The following is a 25,647-nucleotide window of genomic DNA, read 5'->3' as shown; positions in this document are numbered from 1 at the left end:
ATGCTATTATATAATTGCTAACTATTTGTATGAATGCGATGAGAAAAAGACCAAGTAGACGTGCGATACTTCGATCGACAGGTGTTACACTTACTGCGCTCTCGGCCAGGATTCATCGGAGGCACCTACTCGGGCAAGGGAGTCGGTATCGAGGTCGATGGCTACCACATGGCCTACGATAACGGTCCTACCGGTGATGAAACGGAATGGACACCAACGGCGACGACGGGAATTATGCTCGAGAAAGGACCGAGTTCGTCGATTACACTCGGCTCTCCGCGATGTTTACATACGTCTGGAAAGGGAGTCGAACGAAACCAGATATCTCGGTTGGATATCCGCCGTCGTTCGATATCTCGGCAAACTCAGAGCGATTCGAAGCGTACCAGCGCTTCCAACATACTCGAGGTGCAGACGACACTGACCGAGATACGTTCGAAATACGGGTCGACGAGGTACTCTAATCGACCATACTGATTGATAATTAATTGTATTTGACTCCTTGATTCAGCACGTTCACTTACACTCGATGATATTATTATGAGACAGGATAGAGAGCCATCTAACCATTTATGAACGAAAACAAATTGCACTATCGGCGTGGATTTGTCGGGATTGTAGCAACTACGGTAATTACTGCAACTGCCGGCTGTCAAGACTTGCTCTACGACGAGGAACATAAATATGAGAATAAAGCACAGATTGTGCTAACCAATTCATATTACGAGAACGAGACGACGACGTTCGAATTTACAGCCAGAGCGGAGAACGGCACCGTCATCTACGAAGACAAACGCGAAGTGACAAAGAGTATTCATTTATCACCGACCCGATCCCCGATGAGATCCGTACTGTCGAGTACCGAACCGATGACGGTGCAAACGGTGTCGTTTCTGTACCTACCGAACCGGAATGTCCACCACATCCGAGCATTCCCCGGGGAATCATCCTTTACTATGGAGATGAGCGGGAGATGACGTATCGAGAAGAAGTACCCAGCTGTGACTAACTGCACGCGGATAAATTCACGAACACCGAGGTCAACATTGCAGTACAGCCTGCGACGCTACTCGTCCTGCAGGAAGTCCGGCTCCGTCCGCTGCTCGTCGCGCTCGGCCTCGAGGTGCTCCCGGAATTCGTCGATCTCGACGTCGTACTCCTGGTCCTCGAAGCGGTCCCGCACCGAGATGTTGCCGTCTTCCTCCTCGTTGTCGCCGACGATGATCTGATAGGGGACGCGGTCGTCGTGGGCCGCGCGGATCTTCCGTTCCAGCGTACTGTCGCGGCCGTCGACTTCGACGCGGAAGTCATCGAACTCGTTTGCCACGCGGTGGGCGTAGCCGAGGTTGTCGTCGGAGATCGGCAGCACCCGGACCTGCTCGGGCGCGAGCCACAGCGGGAATCGGCCCTCGTAGTGCTCGATGAGCATCATGAAGAACCGCTCGTAACTGCCGTAGAGCGCGCGGTGGATCATGACCGGGCGGTGTTCCTCGTTGTCCTCGCCGACGTAGTTCAGGTCGAACCGCTCGGGCATGTTGAAGTCCAGTTGGACCGTGGGGCCGTCCCACGAGCGGCCGATGGCGTCCTCGAACGCGAAGTCGATCTTCGGGCCGTAGAACGCGCCATCACCCTCCTCGACCTCGTAGTCGTGGGCGCGGTTCTCGAGGACGTTCTCGAGTTGCTCCTCGGCGCGGTCCCAGATCTCGTCGCTGCCGACGGACTTCTCGGGGCGCGTAGCCAGCGCCATCTCGTAGTCGAGGTCGAACGTCTCGAGGACGTCGGTGATCATGTCCATGATCTCCTCGACCTCCTGTCTGATCTGGTCGGGCCGGATGAAGAGGTGGCCGTCGTCGATCGTGAAGGCCCAGACCCGCGAGAGTCCCGAGAGTTCGCCGCGCTGCTCTTTTCGATAGACCTTGCCGTTCTCGGCGTAGCGGATCGGCAGGTCCCGGTAGCTCCAGGAGTGGTCCTGGAAGATGGCGGCGTGGCCGGGACAGTTCATCGGCTTCAGACCGAACTCGTCGTCGCCGACGTCGAAGATGAACATGTCGTCCTGGTAGTTCTCGTAGTGGCCCGACCGGTGCCAGAGGTCCGTCTTGAAGACGTGAGGCGTCTCGACGTAGTCGTAGCCCGCGTCCTCGTTTAAGTCCTTGACGAACCCCTCGAGTTCCGAGAGGACGGTCTTCCCGGCGGGGTGATACAGCGGCAGTCCGGGGCCGGTCACGTCCTGGATCGAAAAGAGATCCATCTCGTTGCCGATGCGGCGGTGGTCCCGCTTTTCCGCCTCCCGTTTGCGCTCGAGGAAGTCCTCGAGGTCGCTCTCGTCCTCGAAGGCGGTCCCGTAGATGCGGGTCTGCATCGTGTTGTCCTCGTCGCCGCGCCAGTAGGCCCCGGCGATCTCGAGCAGTTCGACGACGCCGATCTCGCCGGTCGAGTCGACGTGGGGGCCGGCACAGAGGTCCTCCCATTCGCCCTGTTTGTAGAACGTGACGGTGTCGTTCTCGTCGGCGAACTCAGAGAGCAACTCGAGCTTGTAGGGCTCGCCCGCGAGGCGTTCTTCGGCCTCGTCGATCGAGACGACCTCGCGCTCGATGTCGTAGTCCTCGTCGATGATCGACTCGATCTCGGCCTCGAGGTCGGCGAGGTCCTCCTCGTCGATCTCGAGGTTGTCGAAGTCGTAGTAGAAGCCCTCGTCCGTCGGCGGGCCGATCGCGAGTTTGACCGCGTCCTCGTCGTAGAGGCGCTCGACCGCCTGTGCGAGACAGTGGGCCGCCGAGTGGCGCATGACCTCGAGGTACTCCTCGCTACCGTCGGTGATGATCTCGAGTTCGGCACCGTCGTAGGCCGGTTCCTCCTTGGCGACGAGGTCGCCGTCGAGCTTGCCGGCGACGGTGTCGCTGCCGAGGCCGGGGCCGATCTCGTACGCACAATCCTCGACGGTGGCGTCGTCGTCGACCTCGAGTTCGGAGCCGTCGGGCAGTACGACCGTTATCCGTTCCTGTGACTGGGAATCTGATTCTGACATGGGTGTAGCTGGTGTGGGTGTTGTAACTGCGTGGAAAACGCCGGTGGCGTGTCCGTCGACGGGCGAGCCGATCCCACCGTCTGTCGGTCGATCACGGCCGACACAACAAACGGTAGGTGTGAGTTAGAAGCGGGCATGAGCCCGGCGTGTAAAACGGACACCTACCATCGTGGCTACGCGTAGTCTCGAGTGGGGTAAAAGCGTTGTGATGGTATGCGATGGGGGCGTTCGAATCCAACGCGTGGCGGTACGACGGGGACCGAGCAGGTCGTGTGGTGAGTAACGAAACCGAACTTCAATTCGAAGAGGACGGTAGCACGTCACCGTCTCAGAGGAGATACTGGAGGTTTTCGTGGAGAAGAATCAACATCATTATGGCCAAAATGAGGCTCGCGATCACTTTTCCAAGCCCGTATATGCCGTACTCGAACGCGGTCCATCGTTTTGATCTGTCGTAGATGACGAATTCGGATTCGTTCGGTCCGGTATCGACGATTATCTCATCAGTCCCCCACCCGGTATCGGTCCGCTTGTAGCCTGTAATGTAGACCGTGTCGCCGATATCCAGTCGGCGTTCGACGAATCGATTGTGGTTCCGTAGGAAATGCGATATTACGGGATGAATCAGCGTGTCCGGCGGTCGTGTTTCCGGATGCCGTTGCATGTACTCCTTGACCGGCGTCGGGGTATCGCTCAGCGGCGCGTTGTAGTACGATTCCGGCGTTAATTCGAACGTCGCACCGGCCGGATCGACGAGTACCCGTCCCGTTTCGTCTTCGACGTAGAATTTCGTGTACTCCGTCCCCTCGTCGAGTATGTCGAATTTCCCGTCGTCCGACCGCCGCGCGTCGTCCGGACCCGAACCCGGCCTCCCCTGCGCGCTGTATGTGTATACGAGACAGTCCGTTTCGGTGAACGGTCCGGTAACGGTTCCGTGTTCATCTGACGGTACTGCCTTTCCTTCCACTTCGATCGGTCCTCTTTGGGCGGTAATTTCGTCGATGGATTGTGGAGTAGTGGTAACGATCGTCCAAAACGTTTGCAGATCACGCGCGCCGAGGTAGCAAAGATAGACTGCAAAGACCAGAAATGCGGGAATGAATACAATAATCAGAAAGAGGACTACTACGATCTCAGCCATCGTCCGATGTATTGTTATATAATCTAAATTTAGATAATATAAATAGTAGTGTTTCTGTCGAGAGCGATGGTACGGTTTCAGTATCGACACACCGTGGTGGCACAGTAATTCCGCCGAGTCGCTTCGAAAGAGTATCAGGTACCGGTACTCGTTTTTCCCTTCCCATTGACGATGGGATATGCGCGCCAAGGCCGTCCTTTTCGACTTCGACAACACGTTCTATCCCTACGCGCCGTGTAATCGAGCAGGGAAAAACGCCGCTCGAGAGGCCGCGCGGGAACTGGGCTACGACTTCGATCGCGAGGGGTTCGAGGCGTTCTATCAGACGGGCCGGCGGGCGATAAAGCGCGAAGTGCCCGGCACGGCGGCATCTCACGATCGGTACCTCTACTTCAAAGGCGCGCTCGAGCGCCACACCGGCCGACCGAAGCCGACCGAGGCGCTCGCGCTCGGCGAGGCATACTGGACGGCGTACATCGACGCGATGGAACTCGTTCCGGGTGTCGAGGCGACCCTCGAGTCGCTTCGGGACCGGGGGATCGACGTCGGGATCGTCACGAACTTCACGGCGCGAACCCAACTCGAGAAACTCGAGGCGGTGGGGCTCGGTGACGATCTCGACCTGCTGGTGACCTCCGAGGAGACGGGCCGCGAGAAACCCGGCTCGGTCATGTTCACCCTGGCGCTGTCGCGCCTCGATCGTCGCCCGTCCGAGGCGGTGATGGTGGGCGACAACGTCGAAGCCGATATCGTCGGGGCCAACGCGGTCGGCCTCGAGACGGTGCTGTTCAGCGCCGACGGTGACGACCCCGACGGGCCGCTCGAGGGCGACCGGGAACCGGACCATCGGATCGATTCGGTCGCGGCCCTGCCGGAGGTGGTGCTGTGATCCTCGAGCCCGAACGCCGGGCGGTGGTCGAGTCTGCCCCGGAACTCGCGGAACTGACGCCCGGGCGAACGGGTAATTTGAGCGTTCGCGACGGCGAGCGCGGCGACGCCTTCGCGGTCACGCCGACCGGCGTCCCCTACGATGGTTTCGGCGTCGAGGACGTCCCGGTCGTCGGGACCGACGGCGAGGTCCGCGACGGGCGGATGGCCCCGAGCAGCGAGGTGCCGATGCACGCCGCGATCTACCGGCGCGAGGACGTCGGCGCGATCGTCCACACCCACTCGCCGTGGGCGACGACCCTGGCCGTCGCCCACGAGCCGCTCCCGCCGGTCCACTACATGATCGTCGCGGTCGGCAAGCGCGTCCCGGTCGCCGAGTACGCGCCCTACGGTACCGACGAACTCGCAGCGAACATCGTCCGGGCGATGGCCGAGGCCGAGGCGACCGCGACGCTCGTCGAAAACCACGGCCTCGTCGTCACGGCGTCGGACATTGAGACCGCGCTCGAAAACACGCATCACGTCGAGAGCCTCGCGCGCCTGTACCTCCAGACCCGCGCGGCCGGCCTCGAGCCGACGACGCTCTCGGACGCGCAACTCGAGACGGTCCTCGAGAAGTTCGCGTCCTACGGGCAGTAGCCGTCGATCCCTGACGAATTCACTGCGAGTCGAGCAGGTCGCTCGCGGTCACCAGCGCCTCCATCTCGATGCCGGCGTCTTCGACGTTCTCGCGGCCGCCTTCCTCTCGGTCGACGACGACCAGCGCGCGCTCGACGGTCGCGCCCGCCTCCCGCAGCGCCTCGACGGCTTCGACGAGGCTCGTCCCCGTCGTCACGATGTCCTCGACGACGACGACTTCCTCGCCGTCCTCGAGGCGGCCCTCGACGAGGTTGGCCGTCCCGTACTCTTTGCGCTGCTTGCGCGCGATGACGTAGGGGACGCCGGCCGCGACGCTGGTCGCCGCCGCCAGCGGGACCCCACCGAGCGCGACGCCGCCGAGTTTGTCGTCGGGTGCGAGCCGCTCGGCGAAGGCCTCGCTGATGGCCTCGAGACAGTCCGGCTCGGTCTCGAAGAGGTACTTGTCGACGTAGTACTCGCTGGTGCCGCCGTGGGAGAGTTCGAACTCGCCGAACTGCACGGCGTCGGCCGCGCGGAGGGCGTCGATGAGGTCCTGATTCGTCATGCTCGAGAGGGCGCGCCGGACCGAAATAAGCGGTGTGGAACGCGGCCGACGGGCGCGATGGAGTCGGGTTCGTGCCGCGGTCACCGGGAAGCAGCGGGTTCCCGGCTGCCGCTGCAGGTAGGTTTTTGTCCTCCGAGAGAAGTGTGCCCCACGATGACACCATCCAGATCCGACGAGCCGCATCCGGACGTACAGGCGTTTCTCGAACTCTACGAGTCGCTCGACACCCCCGAGTTCAGCGAGATTTCGCCAGTGGAGGCCCGCCAGATGTTCGAGGAGATGCGCGTCACTGACGAGCCCGACATCGAACTCGCGTCCGTCGAAGATCACACGATCGACGGGCCACACGGCGACCTCGTCGTCCGGAGCTACGACCCCGGCACCCAGGGCGAGGACCGGCCGCTGATCCTGTACTTCCACGGGGGTGGGTGGGTCGTCGGAAGCGTCGATACCCACGACGGCGTCTGCAGGAAACTGGCCAACGACACCGGGTACCCCGTCGTCAGCGTCGACTACGGGCTCGCGCCGGACCACCCGTTCCCCGAGGGCCTCGAAGATTGTTACGCCGCCCTCGAGTGGGTCGCCGAGGAAGCTGACGAACTCCGCGCTGATCCGGACAGGATCATCGTGGGCGGCGACAGCGCCGGCGGCGGCCTCGCGGCGGGACTGTCGCTGCTCGTCCGGGATCAGGGCGGCCCCGACATCGCCTATCAGCTGCTGATCTACCCCAGCGTCGGCGACGCGCCCGCAACCGAAGCCTACGAGGAGAACAAAGAGGGCTATTTCCTCACCGAAGCGGACATGGAGTGGTTCCGGGACCACTACTTCGAGACCGAGATCGAGATGGGGAATATCTACGCCTTCCCCCTGTTCGCGGCCGACCTCTCGGGGCTGCCGCCCGCGACGGTCCTCACTGCCGGCTTCGACCCGCTTCGCGACATCGGTGCGAACTACGCCGACCGACTCGAGGACGCGGGCGTCCCCGTCGAGTACCACAACTACGACGACATGATCCACGGGTTCTTCAGCATGATCTCCGATCCCATCGACCTCGATCGCGCCCACGAGGCCTACGAGGCGGCCGTCGCGGACATGCGGGCGGAACTGGAGTAAGCGGCCGCGAACGCTCGTTTTCGCCGCCGGTACTCGCGTCGGCTCCGAGCGCCGTCACTCGAGCGAGCGCTCGACGACCGAGACGCCCTCGAGCGCCGCCAGTTCCTCGAACACGCCCGCGAGATGGGCGGGACCGCTGCCCGCGAGACCGATCGTCACGGGCGTTCGGTTGGGGTCGTCGACGGCGGTCCGGCGGGCGCGCTCGAGGACGTCGAGTTCGGCCCCTTCGGATTCGACCGTCTCGACCACTGTCCCGACCGCCGTCGGCCAGCCCGCGAGCGCGAGTCTGGCCTCGGCGTAGCGCCCGAGTTCGTGGAGGCCGGTCCGAGTCAGTTCGGCGTGGTCAGTGAGATCGACGTTGCCGCCCGAGACGACGACTGCGACGCGGTCGCCCTCGAGGTCGAGATCGTCCGAGAGCGCGGCGGCAAGCGGTGTGGCCCCGGCGGCCTCGGCGACGGTCTTGGCCCGTTCGGCGAGCAGGGTCACGGCGGCGGCGATCTCACGGTCGCTCACGCTGACGGCGTCGTCGACGACCTCGCGGGCGATCTCGAAGGTCGTCTCGAGCATGCGGGCGTCGGCGATCCCCTCCGCGACGGTGTCGACCGTGTCGAGTTGGCGGATCTCGTCGGCCTCGAGTGAGGGCTTGGCGTGGGCGGCCCCCTCGGGCTGGACACCGATCACCCGCGTTTCGGGGTCGATCGCTTTCAGTACCGTGCCGATGCCGCCGATGAGCCCGCCCCCGCCGATCGACACGAGGACGGTATCGATCTCGGGGAACTGCTCGCGCAACTCGAGGCCGATCGTCCCCTGTCCGGCGACGACGGCTTCGTCGTCGAAGGGGTGGACGAACGTTTCGCCGGTCTCGGCGGCCCGCTCGAGCGCGTACTCGTAGGAGCGCTCGTAGATGTCGCCCTCGACGACGACCGCGGCCCCGTAGCCGCGGGTGGCCTCGATCTTCGCCGCGGGGGTGATCTCGGGGACGACGATCGTCGTCTCGATCCCGAGCAGATCGCCGGCCAGCGCCACGCCCTGGGCGTGATTGCCCGCGCTCGCAGTGATTACCCCCGCCTCGCGCTCCGCGGCCGAGAGCTGTGCCATCCGGTTGTACGCCCCGCGGATCTTGAACGAGCCGGTCCGCTGAACGGTCTCGAGTTTGAGCCCGACCGACGCCGCCCCGCTCATCTCGGCGAAGGTCCGGGAGGTGTCAAGCGGCGTCCGATGGACGACGTCGGCGATGCGCTCGCGGGCGGCTTCGACATCCGCGAGCGTGACCGGGGGGTCGTCCGCACCGCTCGCCGCGTCGCCCCCGTTCATTCACCGGCCTCCGCGCTCGCGTCGTCGGCCGGCGTCGCGTCCCCCGTGTCGACCTGTGGGACCGGATGCCGGGCCTCGAGTTCCCGGATCGTCCCGACCAGGACGTCGACGCCGTGCTGGAGGCTCCGTTCGTCGACGTCGAAGGTCGGCGTGTGGTGGCTCGTGGGATGGTCGGTGCCGACGATCATGTACGTCGCCAGCCCGCCGTCTTCCTGAACCCGTTCCATCAGGAAAGTCGCGTCCTCGCTCGCGCCGAAGTCGGCGGCCGGCACCACGTGGTCGATGCCCGCGACGCCGCCGGCGACCTCGCCCACCAGCGCCTGCAGTTCGGGATCGCTGTCGGCCCGGGGTGACTCGCTGACCACCTCGACGTCGGCCCGGCAGCCGTGCATCTTTGCCGCGGACCGCATCGTCCGCTCGAGGCGGCGTTTCATGTACTCCATCAGCTCGGTGGTCTCGCCGCGGGCCTCGGCTTCCATGTGGGCGCGTTCGGCGATGACGTTGCTCGCGGTACCGGCCTCGGCCTTGCCGACGTTCACCCGCGTCATCCCGTCGCTGTGGCGGGGAATCCCGTAGGCGTTGACGATCCCCGCCCCCATGGCGTGCATGGCGTTTGCCCCCTCGTTCGGGGCCTTGCCCGCGTGCGCGGAGGTCCCCTCGATCGTCACGTCGACGTGACACATCGCCAGCGGCTTCTCGATCCCGGCGATCACCTCGCCCGTGGGATGGTCGAGGCCGACGTGGACCGCGAGCAGGTAGTCCAAGTCGTCCGCGAACTCGCTTTTGGCCATCGGACAGCCCCCGCCGCCGGTCTCCTCGGCGGGCTGGAAGAAAACCACCAGTCGGCCCGCGAAGTCGCTCTCGGCGATGGCCTCGAGGACGGCCAGCCCCCAGGTCATGTGGACGTCGTGGCCGCAGGCGTGCATCGTGCCCTCGATCTCCGAGCGAAAGCCCTCGTCGACGGGGTCGTGATCCGGGTCGGTCGATTCCTCGATGAACAGCCCGTCGATGTCGACGCGTAGGCCGATCGTCGGCCCCTCGCCGCGCTCGAGGACCGCGACGGCACCCGTATTGCCGCCGGTCATCCGCTCTAAAAGCGCCTCGTCCGCGCCGCGCTCGCGGGCGCGCTCGACCCACGGCTCGAGGTCAGCGTCGGGGACGGCCATTCGGTCGGCGGGGTCGTAGGCGTCGGGGCCGACGGCCAGTTCGTCGACGCCGATGGCCCGGATCTCTTCGACGAGGCGGGCCGTCGTGAGGTACTCGCGCCACGCGGGCTCGGGGTGGCGGTGGAAGCTGCGACGAACCGTCACGAGTCGGTCCTGGATCGGCTCGGTCATGCGAGAGGCTGACGCGCCCCAGGGACTTAATTATACACAATGAGTGTTTACGACGACTACACAAAAAGGATAAGGGAGTCGATGACGATCGTCGGACAATGAGTCCGGAGCCGGACGTTGTCGTTCTCCGCGAGGGAACGGAAGGGCTGTCGATGGAATCGTACGCCGAGCGACTGCGCGAGCGACTGCCGGACCACACCGTCGCGCTCGCGCGGACGCCGAAAGAAGAGCGCGAACTGATCCCGCAGGCCCGGGTCGTGACCGGAATCTCGATCGACGAGGCGCTCCTCGAGCGGGCCGATCGGCTCGAGCTGTTCGCGTGTACCTTCGCCGGCACCGATCACGTGCCGATGGACGCGCTGGCCGATCGCGGCGTGACCGTGACGAACGCGGGCGGTATCCACGCCCCTGGGATCGCCGAGCAGACGATCGGGAACATGCTCGTGTTCGCCCGCCGGCTCCACGAGGGGTGGCGGCGCAAGGAAAACGGCGAGTGGCGACACTTCCAGTCTCAGGAGTTCACGGACAGCACCGTCACGGTCGTCGGGCTGGGCTCGATCGGACAGGCGGTCGTCCAACGGCTCGAGGGGTTCGAGGTCGAGACGATCGGGATCCGCTACACCCCGGAGAAGGGCGGACCGACCGACGAGGTACTCGGGTTCGACGAGGACGACGTCCACGAGGCCTTCGCCCGGAGCGACTACGTGGTCCTTGCGTGCCCGCTCAACGACCTGACCCGCGGGCTCGTCGGCGAGGCGGAACTGGCGACGCTCCCCCCGAACGCCGTGATCGTCAACGCGGCCCGCGGTGGCATCGTCGACACTGACGCGTTGCTTTCGGCGCTACAGTCCGAGGGGATCCGCGGGGCGGCCCTGGACGTCACCGACCCCGAACCGCTGCCGGCCGATCACCCGCTGTGGGACCTCGAGAACTGTCTCATCACGCCTCACACCGGCGGTCACACCCCCAAACACTGGGATCGGCTGGCCGATATCGTCGCGGGCAACCTCGCAGCGCTCGATGCGGGCGGCGAGATCGAAAACGCCGTCTTGCGGCCGGCATCGTCCGAGTGACCGGTCACTCGTCGTCGGCGCGGTCGTCGGTCGTCTCGAACGGGACCGTCGGGGCCGCCCCGTCAGGTCGAGTCGACTCGCCGAACCCGCCGCTCAAGACGTGCGCAAGCGTTTCGTCGACGCGTTCGTCGGTCTCGGTGACGCGGTCGGGATCGGCCTCGACGACGAAACCGGAGGAGATGTTCGGCGCGGTCGGAATAAAGAGGACGGGCCGTCCGTCGGGAGTCGTGTGGCCGGTCTTGAACGCGGGCACCTCGACGCCGTTCCAGTTCTCGACCCTGACCGGTTCCTGCAGCGCCTGTTCCTCGCCGAACGTGGTTTCGGCGGCGACTTTCGATGCGTTGTAGATGACGCGCAACCCCGGAACGCGGTTCGCGACGTGGTCGATGCCGCGCGTGAAGAGGTCACCGACCGTGGTCCGGGTCAGAAACCCGACGGCGACGGTCACGAGGGAGAACAACACGAGCGGAACGATCGCGTGCGAGACGTCGACGACCAGCGACCGGGTCGGCGCGTGCGTGATCACCCCGCTCAGTACGGCGTCGATCGGGACCATCGGCACGATGCCGGTCACCAGCGCGTAGACGCGGTAGAGAACGTACAGCGTGACGAGTATCGGACCGATGACGATCAGTCCGCTCGCGAACTCGCGCTTCCACGCCATTGTCGGAGTATGTGACCGGCGGGACATGAGCGCTTCCCTTCACGACCGCGCTCAGCCGGGCGGCAACCGATTCGAGCTGCCGCTGGCGGCCGAGGCCGACTACGGCCAGAGGCCGCGCGTCTCCTTCGCTTCGGCGATCCGGGACAGCGCGACCACGTAGGCGGCGTCGCGCCACGTCAGCCCCTCGGCGTCGACTACGTCGCGGACATCGGTCCAGGCCTCGAGCATGTGGTCCTCGAGTTCCTCGTTGACCCGCTCGAGGGACCACTGGCGGCGGTTGATGTCCTGGAGCCACTCGAAGTAGGAGACGGTGACGCCGCCGGCGTTCGCGAGGATGTCAGGGATCACCGGCACGTCCCGCTCCTCGAGGATGGTGTCGGCCGCGAACGTCGTCGGGCCGTTGGCACCTTCGACGACGATGTCGGCCGCGATCGCGTCGGCGTTGTCGGCGGTGATGACGTTGCCGACCGCGGCCGGGATCAGGACGTCGACGTCGAGTTCGAGCAGTTCCTCGTTCGTGAGCCGACGGACGCTATCGTCGCCCTCAAGGTCGTTCGCGAAGCTGGTGACCGCTTCGGGTTCCTCGTGGTGGGAGGGGATCGCCGCGACGTCGAGCCCGTCGGGGTCGTAGACCGCGCTGTTGACGTCGGAGACGGCGACGATCGACGCGCCCCACTCGTGGAGCAGGCGGGCGGCGTTGGCACCGACGCTGCCGAAGCCCTGCACGGCGACCGTGGTCTCGGAGGCCTCCCGGTCGTAGTACTGGATCGCCTCGCGAGCGGCGATGGCAGTCGAGCGGCCGGGGGCTTCCTCGCGGCCGTAGGAGCCGCCGATAACCGGCGGTTTCCCGGTGACGACGCCGGGGATGGTCTCGCCTTGTTGCATCGAGTAGGCGTCCATGAACCAGGCCATCGTCTGGGCGTCGGTTCCCATGTCGGGCGCGGGGACGTCCTTCGTCGGCCCGACGGCATCGCGCAGTTCCTCGGCGAACCGGCGGGTGAGCCGCTCGGTCTCGTCGTCGGTCAAGGACTTGGGATCGACGGCGATTCCGCCTTTCCCGCCGCCGAAGGGCAGGTCCATCACCGCGCACTTCCAGGTCATCCACATCGAGAGCCCGGTACACTCCTCCGCGCTGACCTCGGGGTGGTAGCGCAGGCCGCCCTTGTAGGGGCCGCGGACGTCGTCGTGCTGGGCTCGGTAGCCGGTAAAGACCTCGACGGTCCCGTCATCGCGCTCTAAGGGGACCGATACCTGCTGGACCCGTGTCGGGTGTTTCAGTCGCTCGACGACGCCGGGGTCGACGTCGACGTGGGTCGCGGCCCGCTCGAGCTGGCGGCGCGCGGTGACAAGCGCCGAGGCGGGTTCGTCCGTTGATTCGTTTTCCGTCGCGGGTGATGAGGTAGTCATCAGTCTGCTAGTCGTATCGAAGACAGTAGTATGGTTGGCGTTCCATGGTCGGTGTGGATCGCGTTACGTCGTGAATAACTCCCGTGGGAAGTCGGCCAGTGTCTCCGCGCCCGTACTCGTGACGCGGAACGTCTCGCTGATCTCCATCCCGATCTCGTCGGTCCAGATGCCGGGAATCATGTGGAAGGTCATGTCCTCCTCGAGGACGGTCTCGTCGCCGGGACGGATGCTCGCGGTGTGTTCGCCCCAGTCCGGCGGGTAGCCCAGCCCCATCGAGTAGCCGATCCGGTCCTCCTTCTCGAGGCCGTACTGGGCGATGGTCTCGCGCCAGGCCTTCTCGACCGCCTCGCAGGTGACGCCGGGTTCGACGGTGTCGAGCGCGGCCTCGATCCCTTCGACGACGATGTCGGCGGTCTCCTGGAGTTCCGCGGGCGGGTCGCCGACGAACGTCGTTCGAGCTAGCGGGGAGTGATAGCGGTGGCGACAGCCCGAGAGTTCGATGATGACCGGATCGCCGTCCTCGAACTCGCGGTCGGTCCAGGTCAGATGCGGCGTCCCGGTGTGGTCACCCGAGGGCATCAGCGGGACGATCGAGGGGTAGTCGCCGCCGTACTCCTCGGTGCCGGTAATAAGTTGTTCGTAGATCGCGGCCGCGGCCTCGTACTCCGGAACCCCCTCATCGATGACGTCCAGCCCCGCCCGCATCGCGTTCTCGGAGATGCGGGCGGCCTCGCGCATGTACTCGAGTTCCTGCTCCGATTTCTTGATCCGGACCCATCCCACGAGAAGCGTCGCGTCCTCGAACTCGGCCTCGGGGAGGTTTTCCTGCAGTCGGGTGTAGGACTTCGCGGTGAAGTAGGCCGCGTCCATCTCGAGGCCGATCCGGCCGTCCGCGACCTCGAGTTCCTCCAAGACGCCCGCGACGTAGTCCATCGGGTGGAGGTCGTGGGGGGAGTGGACGTGATCGTCGCTGTAGGCGCGGATGCTGTCATCGCCGAGGTGGGTCGTCGCCCGCGCGCCGCCACCGTCCATGTCGCGGCCGATCCAGACCGGTTCGTCGCGGTCGGGCGTGACGACGACGGCCTGATGGACGTAGAACGACCAGCCGTCGTAGCCGGTCAGGTAGTTCATGTTCGCCGGATCGGCGACGACGATGGCGTCGAGATCCTCCTCGCGCAACCGCTCTTTGGTCCGTTCGACCCGTCGCTCGTATTCGGCCTCGTCGAAAATATGCTCTCGTGGCATGGTAACAGGACCTCTACGAAGAGTATCGGCAAGTAGTAATAAAATCTTTTCGTGTATAGTAGATACAGATACTGTTTACTATGGGGCGGGTCGGGCGGGCAGCGACGGACCGGACCGTCGGCCACAGCCGGCTCGAGGGCGAGGCAGCCGTCTCGAACCGGTCGGCCCGTCCGATCGAACCACCGGCCGTTAAGACACGTCGGCTCCTTCCGGCCGATATGGCAGTACTCGAGACGCTCGTGATCGCGTTCTGGGCGATGTTGCCCGCGTACGTCCCCAACAACGCCGCGGTGTTGGCCGGCGGCGGTCAACCGATCGACGGCGGCCGGACCTGGGGTGACAAGCGGGTACTCGGCGACGGGAAGACCTGGCGCGGGACGGCGATGGGCGTCGCGGCGGGCCTCGCGCTCGCGGCCGTCTTGACGGTCATCGCGGGCGATGTCGGTAGCGCCCTCGGCTTCGACGTGCCGGCCTTTACCCCGCTCGCGGCGCTCGGTCTCGCCGGCGGCGCGATGCTCGGTGACATCCTCGCCTCCTTTCTCAAACGCCGGACGGGCCGCCAGCGCGGCGCGATGTTCCCCGGCCTCGACCAGCTCGACTTCGTCGTCGTCTCGCTGCCGCTCGTGGCGCTGCTCGACTTCGAGTGGTTCCGCGAGTGGTTCACGCTCGAGGTCATCCTCGTCGTCGTCGTCCTCACCCCGATCCTGCACGTGACGACGAACATGGCCGCGTACAAACTCGAATTAAAGAACGAACCGTGGTAATCGAGTCGCAGTAGGGCGACGGACGACGCCGGTTTTTACGCGACCGTCGCGCTCGGACCGACGGCCTCGATCGCCTCGCAGAAGATGTCGATGCCGAGTTCGATCTCGCGTTCGGTCGAGTCCAGCGGCGGCAGCAGCCGGATCGTCTTCTTCCCGCAGCCGAGCGTGAGCAGCCCGCGCTCGAGGGCCGACTCGACGACGGCGTTGCGGCGTTCGGGGGTGTCGAACTCGACGGCGAGCATCAGCCCCTTCCCGCGGACGTCCTCGACGTGGTCGGGCGCGTCGTCCCGGAGGAGTTCCGTCGCCTGTTCGCCCCGTCGGGTGGCGTTGTCGAGCAGGTCGTGGTCCTCGATTGCCTCGAGCGTGAACGCACCCATCATCGAGCCGAGCAGGTCGCCGCCGCCGAAGGTCGAGCCCAGCCGGTTCTTCTGACTGGGGAAGACCTCCGACCGGGAGATCGTCGCGCCGACGCGCAAGGCCTTCGCGCTGGCGATGACATCGGGTTCGATCGGGTAGTGATCGGAAGCCCAGATCTCACCGGTCCGGCCCACGCCGGCCTGGATCTCGTCGACGACCAGTGGAATGTCGTACTCGTCGGTGACGGCGGCCACTTCTTCCATGAACGTCTCGCTGGGGAACCGGTAACCGCCGACGCCCTGAATCGGCTCGAGCGTGAGGAAGGCGATCTCGTCGGGGTCGACGTGGCCGCCCTCGGGCGCGAGCATATTGCGGAGCTGCGAGCCGCCGCCGGCGAAGAACCCGCAGTCGCAGCTGTCGGCGTCACAACCCCGGTCGGCGCAGAACGGTACCGTCTCGATCCCGCTGATCTCGGGGTAATGGCGCGTATAGACATCCTTGGACTTCGTCAGCGAGAGCGTGCCGAGGGTACGGCCGTGGAAGCTCCCCGAAAACGCGACGCCGTATTTGGCCGGCGCGCGGTAGTCGTTGGTGATCTTCATCGCGTTCTCCATGGCCTCCGCGCCGGAGTTCGAGAGGAAGACCGTGTCCATGCCGTACTGGCTCGAGACCTCGGTCAGTTTCTGCATGAGGTGACTCGAGCCGGGGAACTCGGCCTCGTCGGGACTGGGCCCGGAGCCGAAGTACATGTCCTGGCCCGCGATCTTCATCGGTTCGACGAGGTCGAACTCGCGGACTTTCTCGAGGACCTTCTCGTTGTTGTAGCCCAGCGGTGCCGCGCCGATGTGACAGGTGAAATCGAGCAGGACGTTGCCGTCGACGTCCGTGACGAAGGGCCCGTCGGCCTCGCGGGTCACGTCCCAGACGAACTCGTGGGAGTATTCGCTGGGCGCGGAGTACTCCTGGTGGAAGTCGACCCACTGCTGGGCGTTCGGCCCGGGAAGCGCGTCCGCATCGGGTTCCGCCGTGTCCCTATCCATACACAGTTTATGTGTACCTCGTACATTAAAACTTGTTATAGATTGGCGAGGGTGTGTGGTCGCGACGGCGAAAAAGCGGACAGCATGACGGCCGGTGATAGCCGCGGGCCGGCCGCGGCGGCGTCGACGCGGTCAGTCGTCGTCCGTTTCGACGGTGCCGGCGGGGCCGGACGGCGAGTCGGCGTCGGGCTGCTGACTCGAGCCGATCAGGACGGTCTCGTCCTGCAGGAGGACGCGACCGTGGCTCGAGCCGAAGTCCTTGATCAGCGAGAGCATCGCGGCGAAACAGACGAACGCGAACGGTGCACCGGTGATGATGACCGCGTTCTGGAGCGCGCTCGTTCCGCCCTCGCCGCCGATGATCATGAGGATCGCCGCGGTCATGCCGAGGACGACGCCCCAGAAGACCCGATTAATGGTGGACGGCCTCGCTTTGCCACCGGTCGTCATCATCGAGACGGCGAGCGTCGAGGAGTCCGCCGACGTGATGAAGAACGTCGTCACGAGGATCATGAAGGCGATCATGAACACCGTCCCGAGCGGGAAGGCGTCGAAGAGGATGAAGCCCGACACCTCCGGCGTCCCGTTGGCGATCACGGTGCTGAAGTCGGCCGTTCCGTTGTGGTGGTATCGCAGCGCGGTGCCGCCGACGAACGTGAACCACGGGATGGTCGCGGCCGAGGTCGCGCCGATGCCGGTGAAGGCGACTTCGCGGACGGTCCGGCCCTTGGAGATGCGGGCGATGAACAGGCCGGCGAACGGAGACCACGAGAGCGCCCACGCCCAGTAGAAGACGGTCCACGAGTTCATCCATGTCGTCCCACCGTCGGAGCCGGTTCCCGTGTAGAGGCTCATGGACGTGAAGTCGGCGATCATGCCGCCCATGGCCTGCGAGCCCAGCAGGAGCAGGAACAGCGTCGGGCCCAGAATGAACGTCGCGGCCATGAGGATGACGAACAGGATCATGTTGAAGTTCGACAGCCGGCGGATGCCCCTGTCGACGCCCAGCACCATCGAGATGGTAAACAGGAGCGTCATCGTGGTCACCACGAGGAGGATGCCGACGTTCCCGAGGTCGATCCCCCACTGGTAATTGAGTCCGGCGATGAACTGGCTGCCGATGAAGCCGAGCGAGGTGGCCACGCCGCCGATCGTCGCGAAGACGGCGAGGATGTCGACGACCTTCGCGGCCGGGCCGTCGAGGTTCTCCTTCCCGATTATCGGCGTCAGCGCCGACGAGACCCGGAGCGGGACGTCATCGTAATTGTACGCGAAGTAGGAAATAGCGAGTCCCATGATCGTGAAGACAGCCAGCTGGGGCAGCGCCCAGTGGAACAGCGTCTGCTGAATCGCGATCGGGATCGCCTCGCTCGTCCCGCCCTCGACGCCGAACAGCGGCGACGGGTTATTGTAGTAGAACAGCGCTTCGGTCGGTCCCCAGAAGACGACCCCTGCCGCGAACCCGGCGGAGTACAACATCGCGAAGTACGACAGGAAGCTGTACTCCGGATCCGAGTCCCCCATCTTGATCCGCCCCCACGGCCCGACGATCAGGAACAGCAGGAAGAGGACGATCAAGAACACGATCACCAACAGCGCCCAGTTCAGGTGCTCGACGACCCAGCCGTACACGGTGTTGATCGTCTCCGTGACAGCACTCTGGTTGATGAAGAACGCCACGATCACGCCGGCGGTCAGCAACGCCCCGAACGCGAAGACGATCGGATCGATCTCCTCGAGGAACTCGTCGACCATCCCCTGATCCGCGTCGCTCATCCGACCTCACCCCTGTGGATCGCGCGATGGCACGTTGGTTGCCCCGTTCTCCACCGACCGTTCACCATGCTGCGCAATGGCATACCGCGACCATTGACGCCGTATACAATAAGTGTTTCTCACTCGCAGAGATAATAAACGAATTGCGTTTATCCAATATTCGCCAGTGAAATCGATTGAATCGCCCGTATAGTTAGACATTCGTCTGATTTTTGCTTATTGAAGTGTCGATCTCAACTCTACAGAAGGCCGAGGGAGAAGATAGCGAACTAACGACCCGATCAGAAAGCGTGTTCGCGAACGGAGGACGGTGACGGCCGAGACGACGGCGTCCGCCGGGCGTACTGCCTTGCGGACGGGGTCGATCCGTTCAGTGAGAGGGCGGCCGTGTCGGCCCCGCGATCACTGCCGACTCGAGCCGAGCGCCGGACGACTGCGTGCCGAAAACGGAATTCGATGACGGCGTCTCATACGGTCTGTCGGAACGATTTCCCGGCGCAACCGCGCCCGTCCGGCGGTTGCACCGGAACTGACGGACAGCGGTCCGTCTCAGTCCGTCAGCTCCTCGACGGCTCGCTCGCGGGCCTCGGTGCTTTCGGTCACTCGATCGGCGAACTCGTCGACCCGGTCTTTGATCTCCGCCCGCGTTTCCGTCGGCGAAAAGTCGTCGGACATCGTCAGCAGGCGGACGAACGCCCGGAGTTCCTCGTCGGTGAGCTGAGCGAACTCCTCGTGTTCCAGTTTGTCGACGACCTCGTCGACGTCGATCTGGCCGACCGGATCGACGTTGAACTCGACGTTGACCATCCGATAGTTCGAGCCCGCCAAGCGCTGTTCGGCCTTGCCGACCCCCTCCGAGAGCATGTCCTTGAACGGCGTGTGATACCCCATCGTCCCGAGATGGAGGAACGCGAGCATGTCCGTGATCCCCTGCGTGTAGGCGTCGCGTTCGTCGTCGTCGGGGTCGAAGACCGTCTCCCGGTCGCGTTCCTCCATGTACTCGAAGAGAATGCTGAAATCGAGAACCGCGTTGCGCACCCGCCGCCGAATGCGGTTTCGCTTCTGTTTCTTGGAGTGGTCGGTGTAGTCGGTCTTCCGGCCGAGCAGGAAGTCGCGGTCGGAGGGCGTGAGAATCCCGCGCGGGCGATCCGAGTCCGCCGCCGTCCGCAGCGACTCCGGCACGTCGTCCTGGCTCATGGAGGATACACGGAGGTCGCGCGAATTAACGTTTCCCATTCCGGAAACGTGATATGCTGCTTATGTTTCTCGAGTCGGCCGCCGAGCCCGACACTCAGTCTCGCTCGTCGTCGCCGTCCCCGTCTGGGAGCCGCCGGATCGCCCGCTCCCACCCGTCGCGGGCCGCCTGTCCGGGGTCCGCGTACGGGTCGTGCGTGATGTCGTCGGCCGTCCCGATGTGGGCCCGCTCGTCTCCGTCGGTCGTCCGCCGCCACAGGCCCACCGCTACCGCGATCAGAAACAACACGGTCAGGGACGCTATCAGGATGTCGACGGGTCTCTCGAGCGGGAACACGACGAAGAACAGCACGAGCGAAAGCACGACCAGTTGGGACACGTAGAAGAGCAGCCACGGGAAGTCGCTCGAGAACTCGATGGACCGACCCATTGCTCGTCTGACGTGTCAGAGCTGCGGCCGCATAATTTTTCCGGGCAGCATCCGATCCCGCCGTCGACGGAACGAATGGACCCCGCCTTCCCCGACTGCTACGGTCGCCGCCGGGAGAGTTCGACCGCCGTCTCGGCGAGCAACGCGACCCCGACCTCGAGGCTCGTCTCGTCGATGTCGAACGTCGGCGTGTGGTGGCTCGTCGGGTGGTCGGTCCCGATCAGGACGTAGGAGGCGAAGCCGCCGTTGTCCTGCACTCGCTGCATGAGATAGGTCACGTCCTCGCTCACGCCGAACTCCTCGGTCGGGATCACCCGCTCGACGCCGTCGACGTCCCACGCGACGTTGCCCACGAGGTCCCGCAGGGCGGGGTGGCTGTCGACGCGCGGGGACTCGCTGATCATCCGCGGCGTCACGTCGCAATCGTGCATCTCCGCGGCGGCGTAGCAGACCCGCTCGAGTTCGGTGCGCGTGTACTCCATCAGGGCGGTCGTCTCGCCGCGGACCTCCGCCTCGATGGTGACCTCCTCGGCGATGACGTTGCTGGCGGTGCCGCCCTCGATCCGGCCGACATTGACCCGGGTCAGCCCGTCGCTGTGGCGGGGGATGCCGTAGGCGTTCTGGATGGCGGTCGCGGCCGCCTGCATGGCGTTTGCCCCCTCGTTCGGGGCCTTCCCCGCGTGGGCGCTTGCCCCCTCGAAGGTCGCGGTGAGGTGGGCCATCGCCAGCGGCTTCTCGATGCCGGCGACGATCTCGCCGGTGGGATGATCCAGCCCGACGTGCAACGCCAGCAGGTAGTCGACGTCGTCGAGGTGCCCGCTCTCGGCCATCGCCTTCCCCCCACCGGAGATCTCCTCGGCCGGCTGGAAGAACACCTTGAACGTGCCTTCGAACTCGCTTGCTTTGACCGTCTCGAGCGCCCCAAGCGCCATCGCGAGGTGGGCGTCGTGGCCGCAGGCGTGCATGTAGCCGTCGTGTTCCGACCGGAACCCCTCGGCGGCCGGCCGGTGGTCGTCGGCCGTCGATTCCCGCATCGAGATCGCGTCGAGGTCGACCCGCAGCCCCAGACAGGGCCCCTCGCCTTGCTCGAGCGTCGCGACGACCCCCGTGTGTCCGTCGGCGGTCCGCTCGAGGAGGTCCGATCGAACACCGGCCTCGCGGGCGCGCTCGCGCCACGGTTCGAGTTCCGACTCGGGCGGCACCGCCATCCGCTCGTCGGTCGCCAGCGCCTCGCGGCCGACGGCGATCTCGTCGACCCCGATCCGCTCGAGTTCCTCGACGACCCGGGCCGTCGTCCGGAACTCGCGCCAGCCGGGCTCGGGGTGGCGGTGAAACGCCCGCCGGAGATCCCGCACTCTGTTTCGCACCTCGTAGGACATTCTTGCCGGTTGTATGCGCGGCGGATACTTAACCGTAGTCAATAATCGTATACTATTTCTCCACGATCGATGTAGAATCGCCGAGACGCCGCCCCGTCGACCGACTGGGAAACGACGGGGCGACGCGACCCGGCACGCGGGCCGGTCGACGACGGTCGATCGAGGGGTCGCGTGGAGGGCCGACGGGCGGGTCAAAACCCCCGCATGCGACCCTCGGCAGGGGACGGACGTAAAACCGGGCGCGATTTTGGCGGCCACCAACCGCCGAACGATCCGGACGGAAGATTGGGACCGTCACAACGTCGCTCGAGGGGTGCTTGGCGGCGGTCAAAAACGGTCGGGTGCTTATCAGGCGGGCGATCGATAGCGACGGTTCGCATGCCCGCCCTCCCACCGTGGATCGACGAGCGGATCGAATCGGACCCGAACCGCACGCTCGCCCAGCGACGGGTCGTCGCGGCGATGCTGGACGGTGAGCAACCGTTCTTTCTCGGTACCGGAGCTTCGAGACCGGATCGGACCGGACGCGAGCGAGGCGACCGTCCGGGAACGGCTCGCGGAACTCCGCGACCGCGGGGTCGTCGCCGCCGAGACGTACCCGTCGTCGACGACGCTGTACTACGTCGATTTTCCCGATGGAACCGGGCGCTCGGCCGCAACGGGGCCCCTGCCGTCAGTGAACCCGCTCGATCGGCTCTCGGCGCGGGACGTCCTGTTACTGCGGAACCCCGAGGGGATCAGGACGATCGTCCTCGCGGGCTACCAGCTCAGTCTGGTGTGTTTCGTGCTGGGGCTCGCGCTGTCCGTCGTCGGACTCGCGGCACCGTTCCACGGCGGCCACGGCCTGTGGACCGCTGCGTGGAACCTGCTCGCGGTCTGTGTCGCCCTCCGGTTCGCCGAACTGGCCGCCACGCGGGTTCGCGAGCGCCGCGGTCGGTCCTGAGCCGAGGCGTGTCCGGAACCGGTCGAAATCACACGACTGCACGTCCGTTCAACTACTCCTTTCCATTCACCGTCCGGTCCTTGGTGGGGGCGGAGTCGCGTTTGGGAGCCAGCAAATCCGCCCCGGGGTTTACTTCGAACCCGACCGATGCCGGGACTACCCATGACGACCCTCCCGACGTGGATCGAGGACCGCATCGATCCAACGTTCGAAAAGAAACTCACGCAACGACACGTCGTCGAGGTGATGCTCGAGTCGGATCGACCGTTCTTCTCGATCCGACAGCTCCAGTCCCGCGTGCGACCGACCGTCAGCACGGAGACGGTTCGGAACCGGCTCGACGAACTCCGCGAGATCGATGTCGTCGCCGCGGAGACCTACCCCGAGACGATCACGCTGTACTACATCAACCACCCCGAGTCGCAGTGGCCGCTCTCGCCCGAGGGAAAGCGCGCCCTCGAGTACGAGACACCGCTCGAGACGCTGTCTGCCGGGGATTTCCTCCGACTTCGGAACCCCGCGGGGATCAGAACGCTGGTCCTCGCGGGCTTCCAGTTGAGTCTGGTGCTTTTCAGCGCCGGCGTCGTGTTGACCGCCCTGTCGATCGACGCGCCGGTCAGTGCCAGTCACGGGCTCTGGGTGGCCGCCGGGAACCTCTTCGTCGCCTGTCTAGTATTGCTCGTCGCCGAACGCGCCGTTCGTAAGCGCCGCGACGGCGGAATCGCCGCTTCGGTGCCGACGGCTGATCGATCGAACCCCAAATAATAGCACACACGACAGAACACATGTCACAACCAACCGCAACGACCGAACCCGGCCCGTCGATCCTCACGGAGCGGACGCTACTGGGCATTTTCGTCCACTTCATCGCGATACTGCCACTCGTCGGCATCGTCGCCACCGCCGTGATCTATCTGGTATCGACCCACGACTTTACCCGCGCCAACGCCCGGAACGCGCTCAACTGGCATCTGCTGGTCAGTGGCTCGTTCATCGGGACCGTCGTCCTCGTGTTCGGGCTGGACGCGCTGTTCGAGTACGCCCCGGTACCGGACCTCCTCGAGACGGTCGTCTTTCTGCCGGTCTTCGTCCTGACGGTCCTCGCGATCGCCCTCGGCGCTCTCAGCGTCTTCGTCTGGATCGTCGCGATGGCGAAGGCCATCTTCGGCGAGGCCTGGGAATACCCCTTCGCGCCGGCGTTCGTTGGTGCCGACGCGGACGGTGACCAACCGAGTTAACCCACGTACGCGGTCGCGTCCAGTTCGACGCGAACGTCATCGGGCAGCCGCGAGACCTCGACGCAGACCCGCGCGGGCGGCTCCTCGCCGAACCGGGCGCCGTAGGCCGCGTTGACCCGCTCGTAGTCCTCGAGATCGGTCAGGTAGACCGTGACTTTGACCACGTCGGCGAGACCGTCGCCGCCGGCTTCGTCGACGACGGCCGCGATGTTATCGAGGACCCGATTCGTTTGCGCCTCGATGTCGCCGTCGACGACCGCGCCCGTCCCGGGATCGACGGGGCCGTAGCCGGAGACGTACAGCGTGTCGCCGGCGCGGACCCCCTGCGAGTAGGGGTTGTCGTTGCTCGGCGCGTCGTCGGTTTCGATGGGATCGATGTCGGACATGTGGATCGTCGGGGCTCGAATCAGGCGGTTCGTGTCGCCTCGGCGGTGACCGCTTCGATCGCCTCGACGACGACGTCCAGTGCGGTTTCTGCCAGGTCGTGGGTCAGCACAAGCGGCGGCAGGAACCGAAGGACGTTGCCGTGGCGGCCGGCCGTCCAGACGAGGACGCCCTGCTCGAAGCAGTACTGCTGGATGGCGTCGACGAGATCGCCGTCGGGCTTGCCGTCGGCGTCGACGAACTCGGCACCGATGAACAGCCCCTTGCCACGAACGTCAGCGAGGTGGGCATTGCCCTCGCCCGCCTCGCGGAGCCGCCCCCGAATGTACTCGCCGAGGTCGCGGGCGTGTGCGAGCAGGTCGTGGTCCTGGATGTACTCGATGGCGCGGGTGCCGGCGCGCATCCCGACGACGTGGCCCCGGTAGGTGCCGGCGTGGTCGCCCGAGCCCCAGGTGTCGAGATCCTCGTGGTACATCGTCGCCGAGAGCGGGAAGCCGACGCCGCCCAGCGCCTTCGCGCTGGTCATCGCGTCGGGGGTGACCCCCTCCCAGTCGCTGGCCCACCACTGGCCCGTCCGACCGAGCCCGCTCTGGATCTCGTCGAAGACCAGCGTCACGTCGTTGTCGTCGGCGATGTCGCGCAGCCCCTGCAGGAACCCCTCCGGGGGCGTGACGATCCCGCCCTCGCCCTGGATCGGCTCGACGATGATCCCCGCGGGGTTCGCGAGGCCGCCGTAGGGGTCCTCGACGATCGCCTGGACCTCCTCGAGTGCGTGGTCGACCGCTTCCTGAGGTGCCTTGTCCTGGCGGAACGGATGGGGATAGGGCGCGTGGACGACGTCGGCGAGCAGGGGCGTGTAGTCCCCCTTGAACTTCTTGTTCGAGGTGACGCTCATCGCGCCGGTCGTCGCGCCGTGGTAGGCACCGCGGAACGCGATGAGGCCGTCGCCGCCAGTGTTGTACTTCGAGAGCTTGATCGACGCCTCGACGGCGTCGCTACCCGTCGGGCCGCCGAAGACGACCTTCTGGTTCCCCGCCAGTCCGTCGGGAGCGATCTCGTCGAGTTTCTCGATCAACTCGAGCCGGGCCTCGGTCGGGAAGTCGACCGTGTGAACGAACTTGTCTGCCTGTTCGTGGACCGCCTCGAGGACGTACGGGTTCGAGTGGCCCACGTTGAGGACGCCGATCCCCGCGAAGAGGTCGATGTAGGTGTTGCCGTCGGCGTCCCGAACCGTCGCCCCCTTCCCCTCCTCGAAGGCGATCGGGATGTCGTCGGGATACGCGACGGCGCTGCTGTCGATCTCGCGCTGTTTCTCGAGCAAGGCCCGCGTGTTCGGGCCGGGAACGTCGTCGACGGTCGGTGCGTCCGCGAAGTGGAGTTCGTCTATCGGCGGTCCTGCCGTCATACGTAGTGGCAAGGGAACCGATTACAAATAACTTGTCCACGATATTCATGCAGACTGTATACAGATACTGAACACAGGCCGGAGTTCGGCGACTCGAGACGGGTGTCTGACTCGTCGCGGCTGTCCGCGGCTTTAGGGGCTGAAACCATCGTAATCACGCCCTTCACGCTCTGGAAACGGCGATACGCGTGGAACGTTGTCGACGGGGTTCGTAATCAGGGAGTTTATCACCATCTCCGACACAACTCCGGCCAATGAACGCCCGAAGTCACGCGTGCGGTCCGCCGAGACGGTCGGTATCGAACGCGATCCGCCGACGGAAGCGCGGACGGGAACTACCGAACAGG

At 65.3% G+C, this 25,647-nt stretch carries 23 protein-coding genes; 8 read left to right on the top strand and 15 right to left on the bottom strand.

The window, feature by feature from the left end; translation table 11 throughout:
• Positions 1–1,066: 1,066 nt before the first annotated feature.
• The gene (gene thrS, locus NP511_RS14110; RefSeq protein WP_049966012.1) at positions 1,067–3,025 is read right to left on the bottom strand and encodes a threonine--tRNA ligase; all 1,959 of its coding nucleotides are present in this window, start codon (positions 3,023–3,025) and stop codon (positions 1,067–1,069) included.
• 328 nt (positions 3,026–3,353) lie between these two features.
• Entirely contained in the window at positions 3,354–4,166 is an 813-nt protein-coding gene (locus NP511_RS14105) for a CBS domain-containing protein (protein WP_049966011.1), read from the bottom strand.
• A gap of 178 nt (positions 4,167–4,344) precedes the next feature.
• Between NP511_RS14105 and NP511_RS14100 the strand changes: the two genes are divergently transcribed.
• Positions 4,345–5,055, top strand: coding sequence for a ribulose-1,5-bisphosphate 5-phosphatase (locus NP511_RS14100; protein ID WP_049966010.1), 711 nt, complete (start codon positions 4,345–4,347; stop codon positions 5,053–5,055).
• On the top strand, positions 5,052–5,693 hold the full coding sequence (locus tag NP511_RS14095; RefSeq protein ID WP_049966009.1) for a ribulose-1-phosphate aldolase: 642 nt from the start codon (positions 5,052–5,054) through the stop codon (positions 5,691–5,693). Before NP511_RS14100 ends, NP511_RS14095 begins: the two co-directional genes overlap by 4 nt.
• A 19-nt stretch (positions 5,694–5,712) precedes the next feature.
• On the opposite strand, the gene pyrE is transcribed toward NP511_RS14095, so the two are convergent.
• Positions 5,713–6,237: an orotate phosphoribosyltransferase gene (pyrE, locus tag NP511_RS14090; protein WP_049966008.1), complete on the bottom strand. Its 525-nt coding sequence runs from the start codon at positions 6,235–6,237 to the stop codon at positions 5,713–5,715.
• Between the two features lie 153 nt (positions 6,238–6,390).
• Here pyrE and NP511_RS14085 point away from each other — a divergent pair, with 153 nt between their 5' ends.
• Positions 6,391–7,350 carry an alpha/beta hydrolase gene (locus NP511_RS14085; RefSeq protein WP_049966007.1) on the top strand — a complete coding sequence of 320 codons (960 nt, stop codon included), beginning with the start codon at positions 6,391–6,393 and terminating at the stop codon, positions 7,348–7,350.
• Positions 7,351–7,404: 54 nt separating this feature from the next.
• On the opposite strand, the gene ilvA is transcribed toward NP511_RS14085, so the two are convergent.
• Together ilvA and NP511_RS14075 are read right to left on the bottom strand one after the other, a co-directional pair.
• Positions 7,405–8,664: a threonine ammonia-lyase gene (gene ilvA / locus NP511_RS14080; RefSeq protein ID WP_049966006.1), complete on the bottom strand. Its 1,260-nt coding sequence runs from the start codon at positions 8,662–8,664 to the stop codon at positions 7,405–7,407.
• A complete protein-coding gene (locus tag NP511_RS14075) occupies positions 8,661–10,001 on the bottom strand; it encodes an amidohydrolase (RefSeq protein ID WP_049966005.1) in 1,341 nt (446 codons plus the stop codon). Before NP511_RS14075 ends, ilvA begins: the two co-directional genes overlap by 4 nt.
• Positions 10,002–10,099: 98 nt before the next feature.
• On the opposite strand from NP511_RS14075, the gene NP511_RS14070 reads away from it, so the two are divergent.
• Entirely contained in the window at positions 10,100–11,074 is a 975-nt protein-coding gene (locus tag NP511_RS14070; RefSeq protein ID WP_049966004.1) for an NAD(P)-dependent oxidoreductase, read from the top strand.
• A gap of 4 nt (positions 11,075–11,078) precedes the next feature.
• Here the strand turns inward: NP511_RS14070 and NP511_RS14065 are convergent, their stop codons facing one another.
• The 3 genes from NP511_RS14065 to NP511_RS14055 form a co-directional block, all read right to left on the bottom strand.
• Positions 11,079–11,738 carry a DUF502 domain-containing protein gene (locus NP511_RS14065; protein ID WP_006651183.1) on the bottom strand — a complete coding sequence of 220 codons (660 nt, stop codon included), beginning with the start codon at positions 11,736–11,738 and terminating at the stop codon, positions 11,079–11,081.
• Between the two features lie 99 nt (positions 11,739–11,837).
• Positions 11,838–13,145, bottom strand: a complete 1,308-nt coding sequence (gene gdhB / locus NP511_RS14060) for a glutamate dehydrogenase GdhB (protein ID WP_049966003.1) — start codon at positions 13,143–13,145, stop codon at positions 11,838–11,840.
• Between the two features lie 63 nt (positions 13,146–13,208).
• Positions 13,209–14,390, bottom strand: coding sequence for a M24 family metallopeptidase (locus NP511_RS14055; protein WP_049966002.1), 1,182 nt, complete (start codon positions 14,388–14,390; stop codon positions 13,209–13,211).
• A 218-nt stretch (positions 14,391–14,608) separates the two neighbouring features.
• On the opposite strand from NP511_RS14055, the gene NP511_RS14050 reads away from it, so the two are divergent.
• Positions 14,609–15,154, top strand: coding sequence for a CDP-2,3-bis-(O-geranylgeranyl)-sn-glycerol synthase (locus NP511_RS14050; RefSeq protein WP_049966890.1), 546 nt, complete (start codon positions 14,609–14,611; stop codon positions 15,152–15,154).
• Positions 15,155–15,189: 35 nt separating this feature from the next.
• Here the strand turns inward: NP511_RS14050 and NP511_RS14045 are convergent, their stop codons facing one another.
• From NP511_RS14045 to NP511_RS14025, 5 genes are all read right to left on the bottom strand, one after another.
• Entirely contained in the window at positions 15,190–16,551 is a 1,362-nt protein-coding gene (locus NP511_RS14045; RefSeq protein ID WP_006651179.1) for an aminotransferase class III-fold pyridoxal phosphate-dependent enzyme, read from the bottom strand.
• 132 nt (positions 16,552–16,683) lie between these two features.
• A complete protein-coding gene (locus tag NP511_RS14040; RefSeq protein WP_049966001.1) occupies positions 16,684–18,327 on the bottom strand; it encodes a BCCT family transporter in 1,644 nt (547 codons plus the stop codon).
• A 549-nt stretch (positions 18,328–18,876) separates the two neighbouring features.
• Complete coding sequence (locus tag NP511_RS14035) at positions 18,877–19,524, bottom strand: DUF8102 family protein (protein ID WP_049966000.1); 648 nt, start codon at positions 19,522–19,524, stop codon at positions 18,877–18,879.
• 94 nt (positions 19,525–19,618) lie between these two features.
• A complete protein-coding gene (locus NP511_RS14030) occupies positions 19,619–19,951 on the bottom strand; it encodes a DUF8000 family membrane protein (RefSeq protein ID WP_049965999.1) in 333 nt (110 codons plus the stop codon).
• Positions 19,952–20,049: 98 nt separating this feature from the next.
• Entirely contained in the window at positions 20,050–21,330 is a 1,281-nt protein-coding gene (locus NP511_RS14025) for an amidohydrolase (RefSeq protein ID WP_006651175.1), read from the bottom strand.
• A gap of 472 nt (positions 21,331–21,802) precedes the next feature.
• Here NP511_RS14025 and NP511_RS14020 point away from each other — a divergent pair, with 472 nt between their 5' ends.
• The 3 genes from NP511_RS14020 (at position 21,803) to NP511_RS14010 (ending at position 23,511) form a co-directional block, all read left to right on the top strand.
• Positions 21,803–22,273 carry a hypothetical protein gene (locus NP511_RS14020; RefSeq protein ID WP_233274347.1) on the top strand — a complete coding sequence of 157 codons (471 nt, stop codon included), beginning with the start codon at positions 21,803–21,805 and terminating at the stop codon, positions 22,271–22,273.
• A 162-nt stretch (positions 22,274–22,435) separates the two neighbouring features.
• Complete coding sequence (locus NP511_RS14015) at positions 22,436–23,038, top strand: helix-turn-helix domain-containing protein (RefSeq protein ID WP_006651173.1); 603 nt, start codon at positions 22,436–22,438, stop codon at positions 23,036–23,038.
• Between the two features lie 20 nt (positions 23,039–23,058).
• A complete protein-coding gene (locus NP511_RS14010; RefSeq protein ID WP_006651172.1) occupies positions 23,059–23,511 on the top strand; it encodes a DUF4870 domain-containing protein in 453 nt (150 codons plus the stop codon).
• On the opposite strand, the gene NP511_RS14005 is transcribed toward NP511_RS14010, so the two are convergent.
• Positions 23,508–23,897, bottom strand: a complete 390-nt coding sequence (locus tag NP511_RS14005) for a Rid family detoxifying hydrolase (RefSeq protein ID WP_049965997.1) — start codon at positions 23,895–23,897, stop codon at positions 23,508–23,510. The genes NP511_RS14010 and NP511_RS14005 overlap by 4 nt on opposite strands.
• Before the next feature lie 20 nt (positions 23,898–23,917).
• On the bottom strand, positions 23,918–25,300 hold the full coding sequence (locus NP511_RS14000) for an aspartate aminotransferase family protein (RefSeq protein ID WP_049965996.1): 1,383 nt from the start codon (positions 25,298–25,300) through the stop codon (positions 23,918–23,920).
• Positions 25,301–25,647: the final 347 nt, after the last annotated feature.

This window comes from Natrinema thermotolerans, from assembly GCF_031165565.1.
Lineage (GTDB): Archaea > Halobacteriota > Halobacteria > Halobacteriales > Natrialbaceae > Natrinema > Natrinema thermotolerans.
Note: the sequence above shows the minus strand (reverse complement) of the source record. Positions and strands in the feature narration are given on the sequence as shown.

What these genes read in the sequence shown, in the direction of transcription:
- thrS (WP_049966012.1), bottom strand. Translation starts at nt 3,025, where the DNA reads ATGTCAGAATCAGATTCCCAGTCACAGGAACGGATAACGGTCGTACTG.
- NP511_RS14105 (WP_049966011.1), bottom strand. Translation starts at nt 4,166, where the DNA reads ATGGCTGAGATCGTAGTAGTCCTCTTTCTGATTATTGTATTCATTCCC.
- NP511_RS14100 (WP_049966010.1), top strand. Translation starts at nt 4,345, where the DNA reads ATGCGCGCCAAGGCCGTCCTTTTCGACTTCGACAACACGTTCTATCCC.
- pyrE (WP_049966008.1), bottom strand. Translation starts at nt 6,237, where the DNA reads ATGACGAATCAGGACCTCATCGACGCCCTCCGCGCGGCCGACGCCGTG.
- NP511_RS14085 (WP_049966007.1), top strand. Translation starts at nt 6,391, where the DNA reads ATGACACCATCCAGATCCGACGAGCCGCATCCGGACGTACAGGCGTTT.
- ilvA (WP_049966006.1), bottom strand. Translation starts at nt 8,664, where the DNA reads ATGAACGGGGGCGACGCGGCGAGCGGTGCGGACGACCCCCCGGTCACG.
- NP511_RS14075 (WP_049966005.1), bottom strand. Translation starts at nt 10,001, where the DNA reads ATGACCGAGCCGATCCAGGACCGACTCGTGACGGTTCGTCGCAGCTTC.
- NP511_RS14070 (WP_049966004.1), top strand. Translation starts at nt 10,100, where the DNA reads ATGAGTCCGGAGCCGGACGTTGTCGTTCTCCGCGAGGGAACGGAAGGG.
- NP511_RS14065 (WP_006651183.1), bottom strand. Translation starts at nt 11,738, where the DNA reads ATGGCGTGGAAGCGCGAGTTCGCGAGCGGACTGATCGTCATCGGTCCG.
- gdhB (WP_049966003.1), bottom strand. Translation starts at nt 13,145, where the DNA reads ATGACTACCTCATCACCCGCGACGGAAAACGAATCAACGGACGAACCC.
- NP511_RS14055 (WP_049966002.1), bottom strand. Translation starts at nt 14,390, where the DNA reads ATGCCACGAGAGCATATTTTCGACGAGGCCGAATACGAGCGACGGGTC.
- NP511_RS14050 (WP_049966890.1), top strand. Translation starts at nt 14,609, where the DNA reads ATGGCAGTACTCGAGACGCTCGTGATCGCGTTCTGGGCGATGTTGCCC.
- NP511_RS14045 (WP_006651179.1), bottom strand. Translation starts at nt 16,551, where the DNA reads ATGGATAGGGACACGGCGGAACCCGATGCGGACGCGCTTCCCGGGCCG.
- NP511_RS14040 (WP_049966001.1), bottom strand. Translation starts at nt 18,327, where the DNA reads ATGAGCGACGCGGATCAGGGGATGGTCGACGAGTTCCTCGAGGAGATC.
- NP511_RS14035 (WP_049966000.1), bottom strand. Translation starts at nt 19,524, where the DNA reads ATGAGCCAGGACGACGTGCCGGAGTCGCTGCGGACGGCGGCGGACTCG.
- NP511_RS14030 (WP_049965999.1), bottom strand. Translation starts at nt 19,951, where the DNA reads ATGGGTCGGTCCATCGAGTTCTCGAGCGACTTCCCGTGGCTGCTCTTC.
- NP511_RS14025 (WP_006651175.1), bottom strand. Translation starts at nt 21,330, where the DNA reads ATGTCCTACGAGGTGCGAAACAGAGTGCGGGATCTCCGGCGGGCGTTT.
- NP511_RS14015 (WP_006651173.1), top strand. Translation starts at nt 22,436, where the DNA reads ATGACGACCCTCCCGACGTGGATCGAGGACCGCATCGATCCAACGTTC.
- NP511_RS14010 (WP_006651172.1), top strand. Translation starts at nt 23,059, where the DNA reads ATGTCACAACCAACCGCAACGACCGAACCCGGCCCGTCGATCCTCACG.
- NP511_RS14005 (WP_049965997.1), bottom strand. Translation starts at nt 23,897, where the DNA reads ATGTCCGACATCGATCCCATCGAAACCGACGACGCGCCGAGCAACGAC.
- NP511_RS14000 (WP_049965996.1), bottom strand. Translation starts at nt 25,300, where the DNA reads ATGACGGCAGGACCGCCGATAGACGAACTCCACTTCGCGGACGCACCG.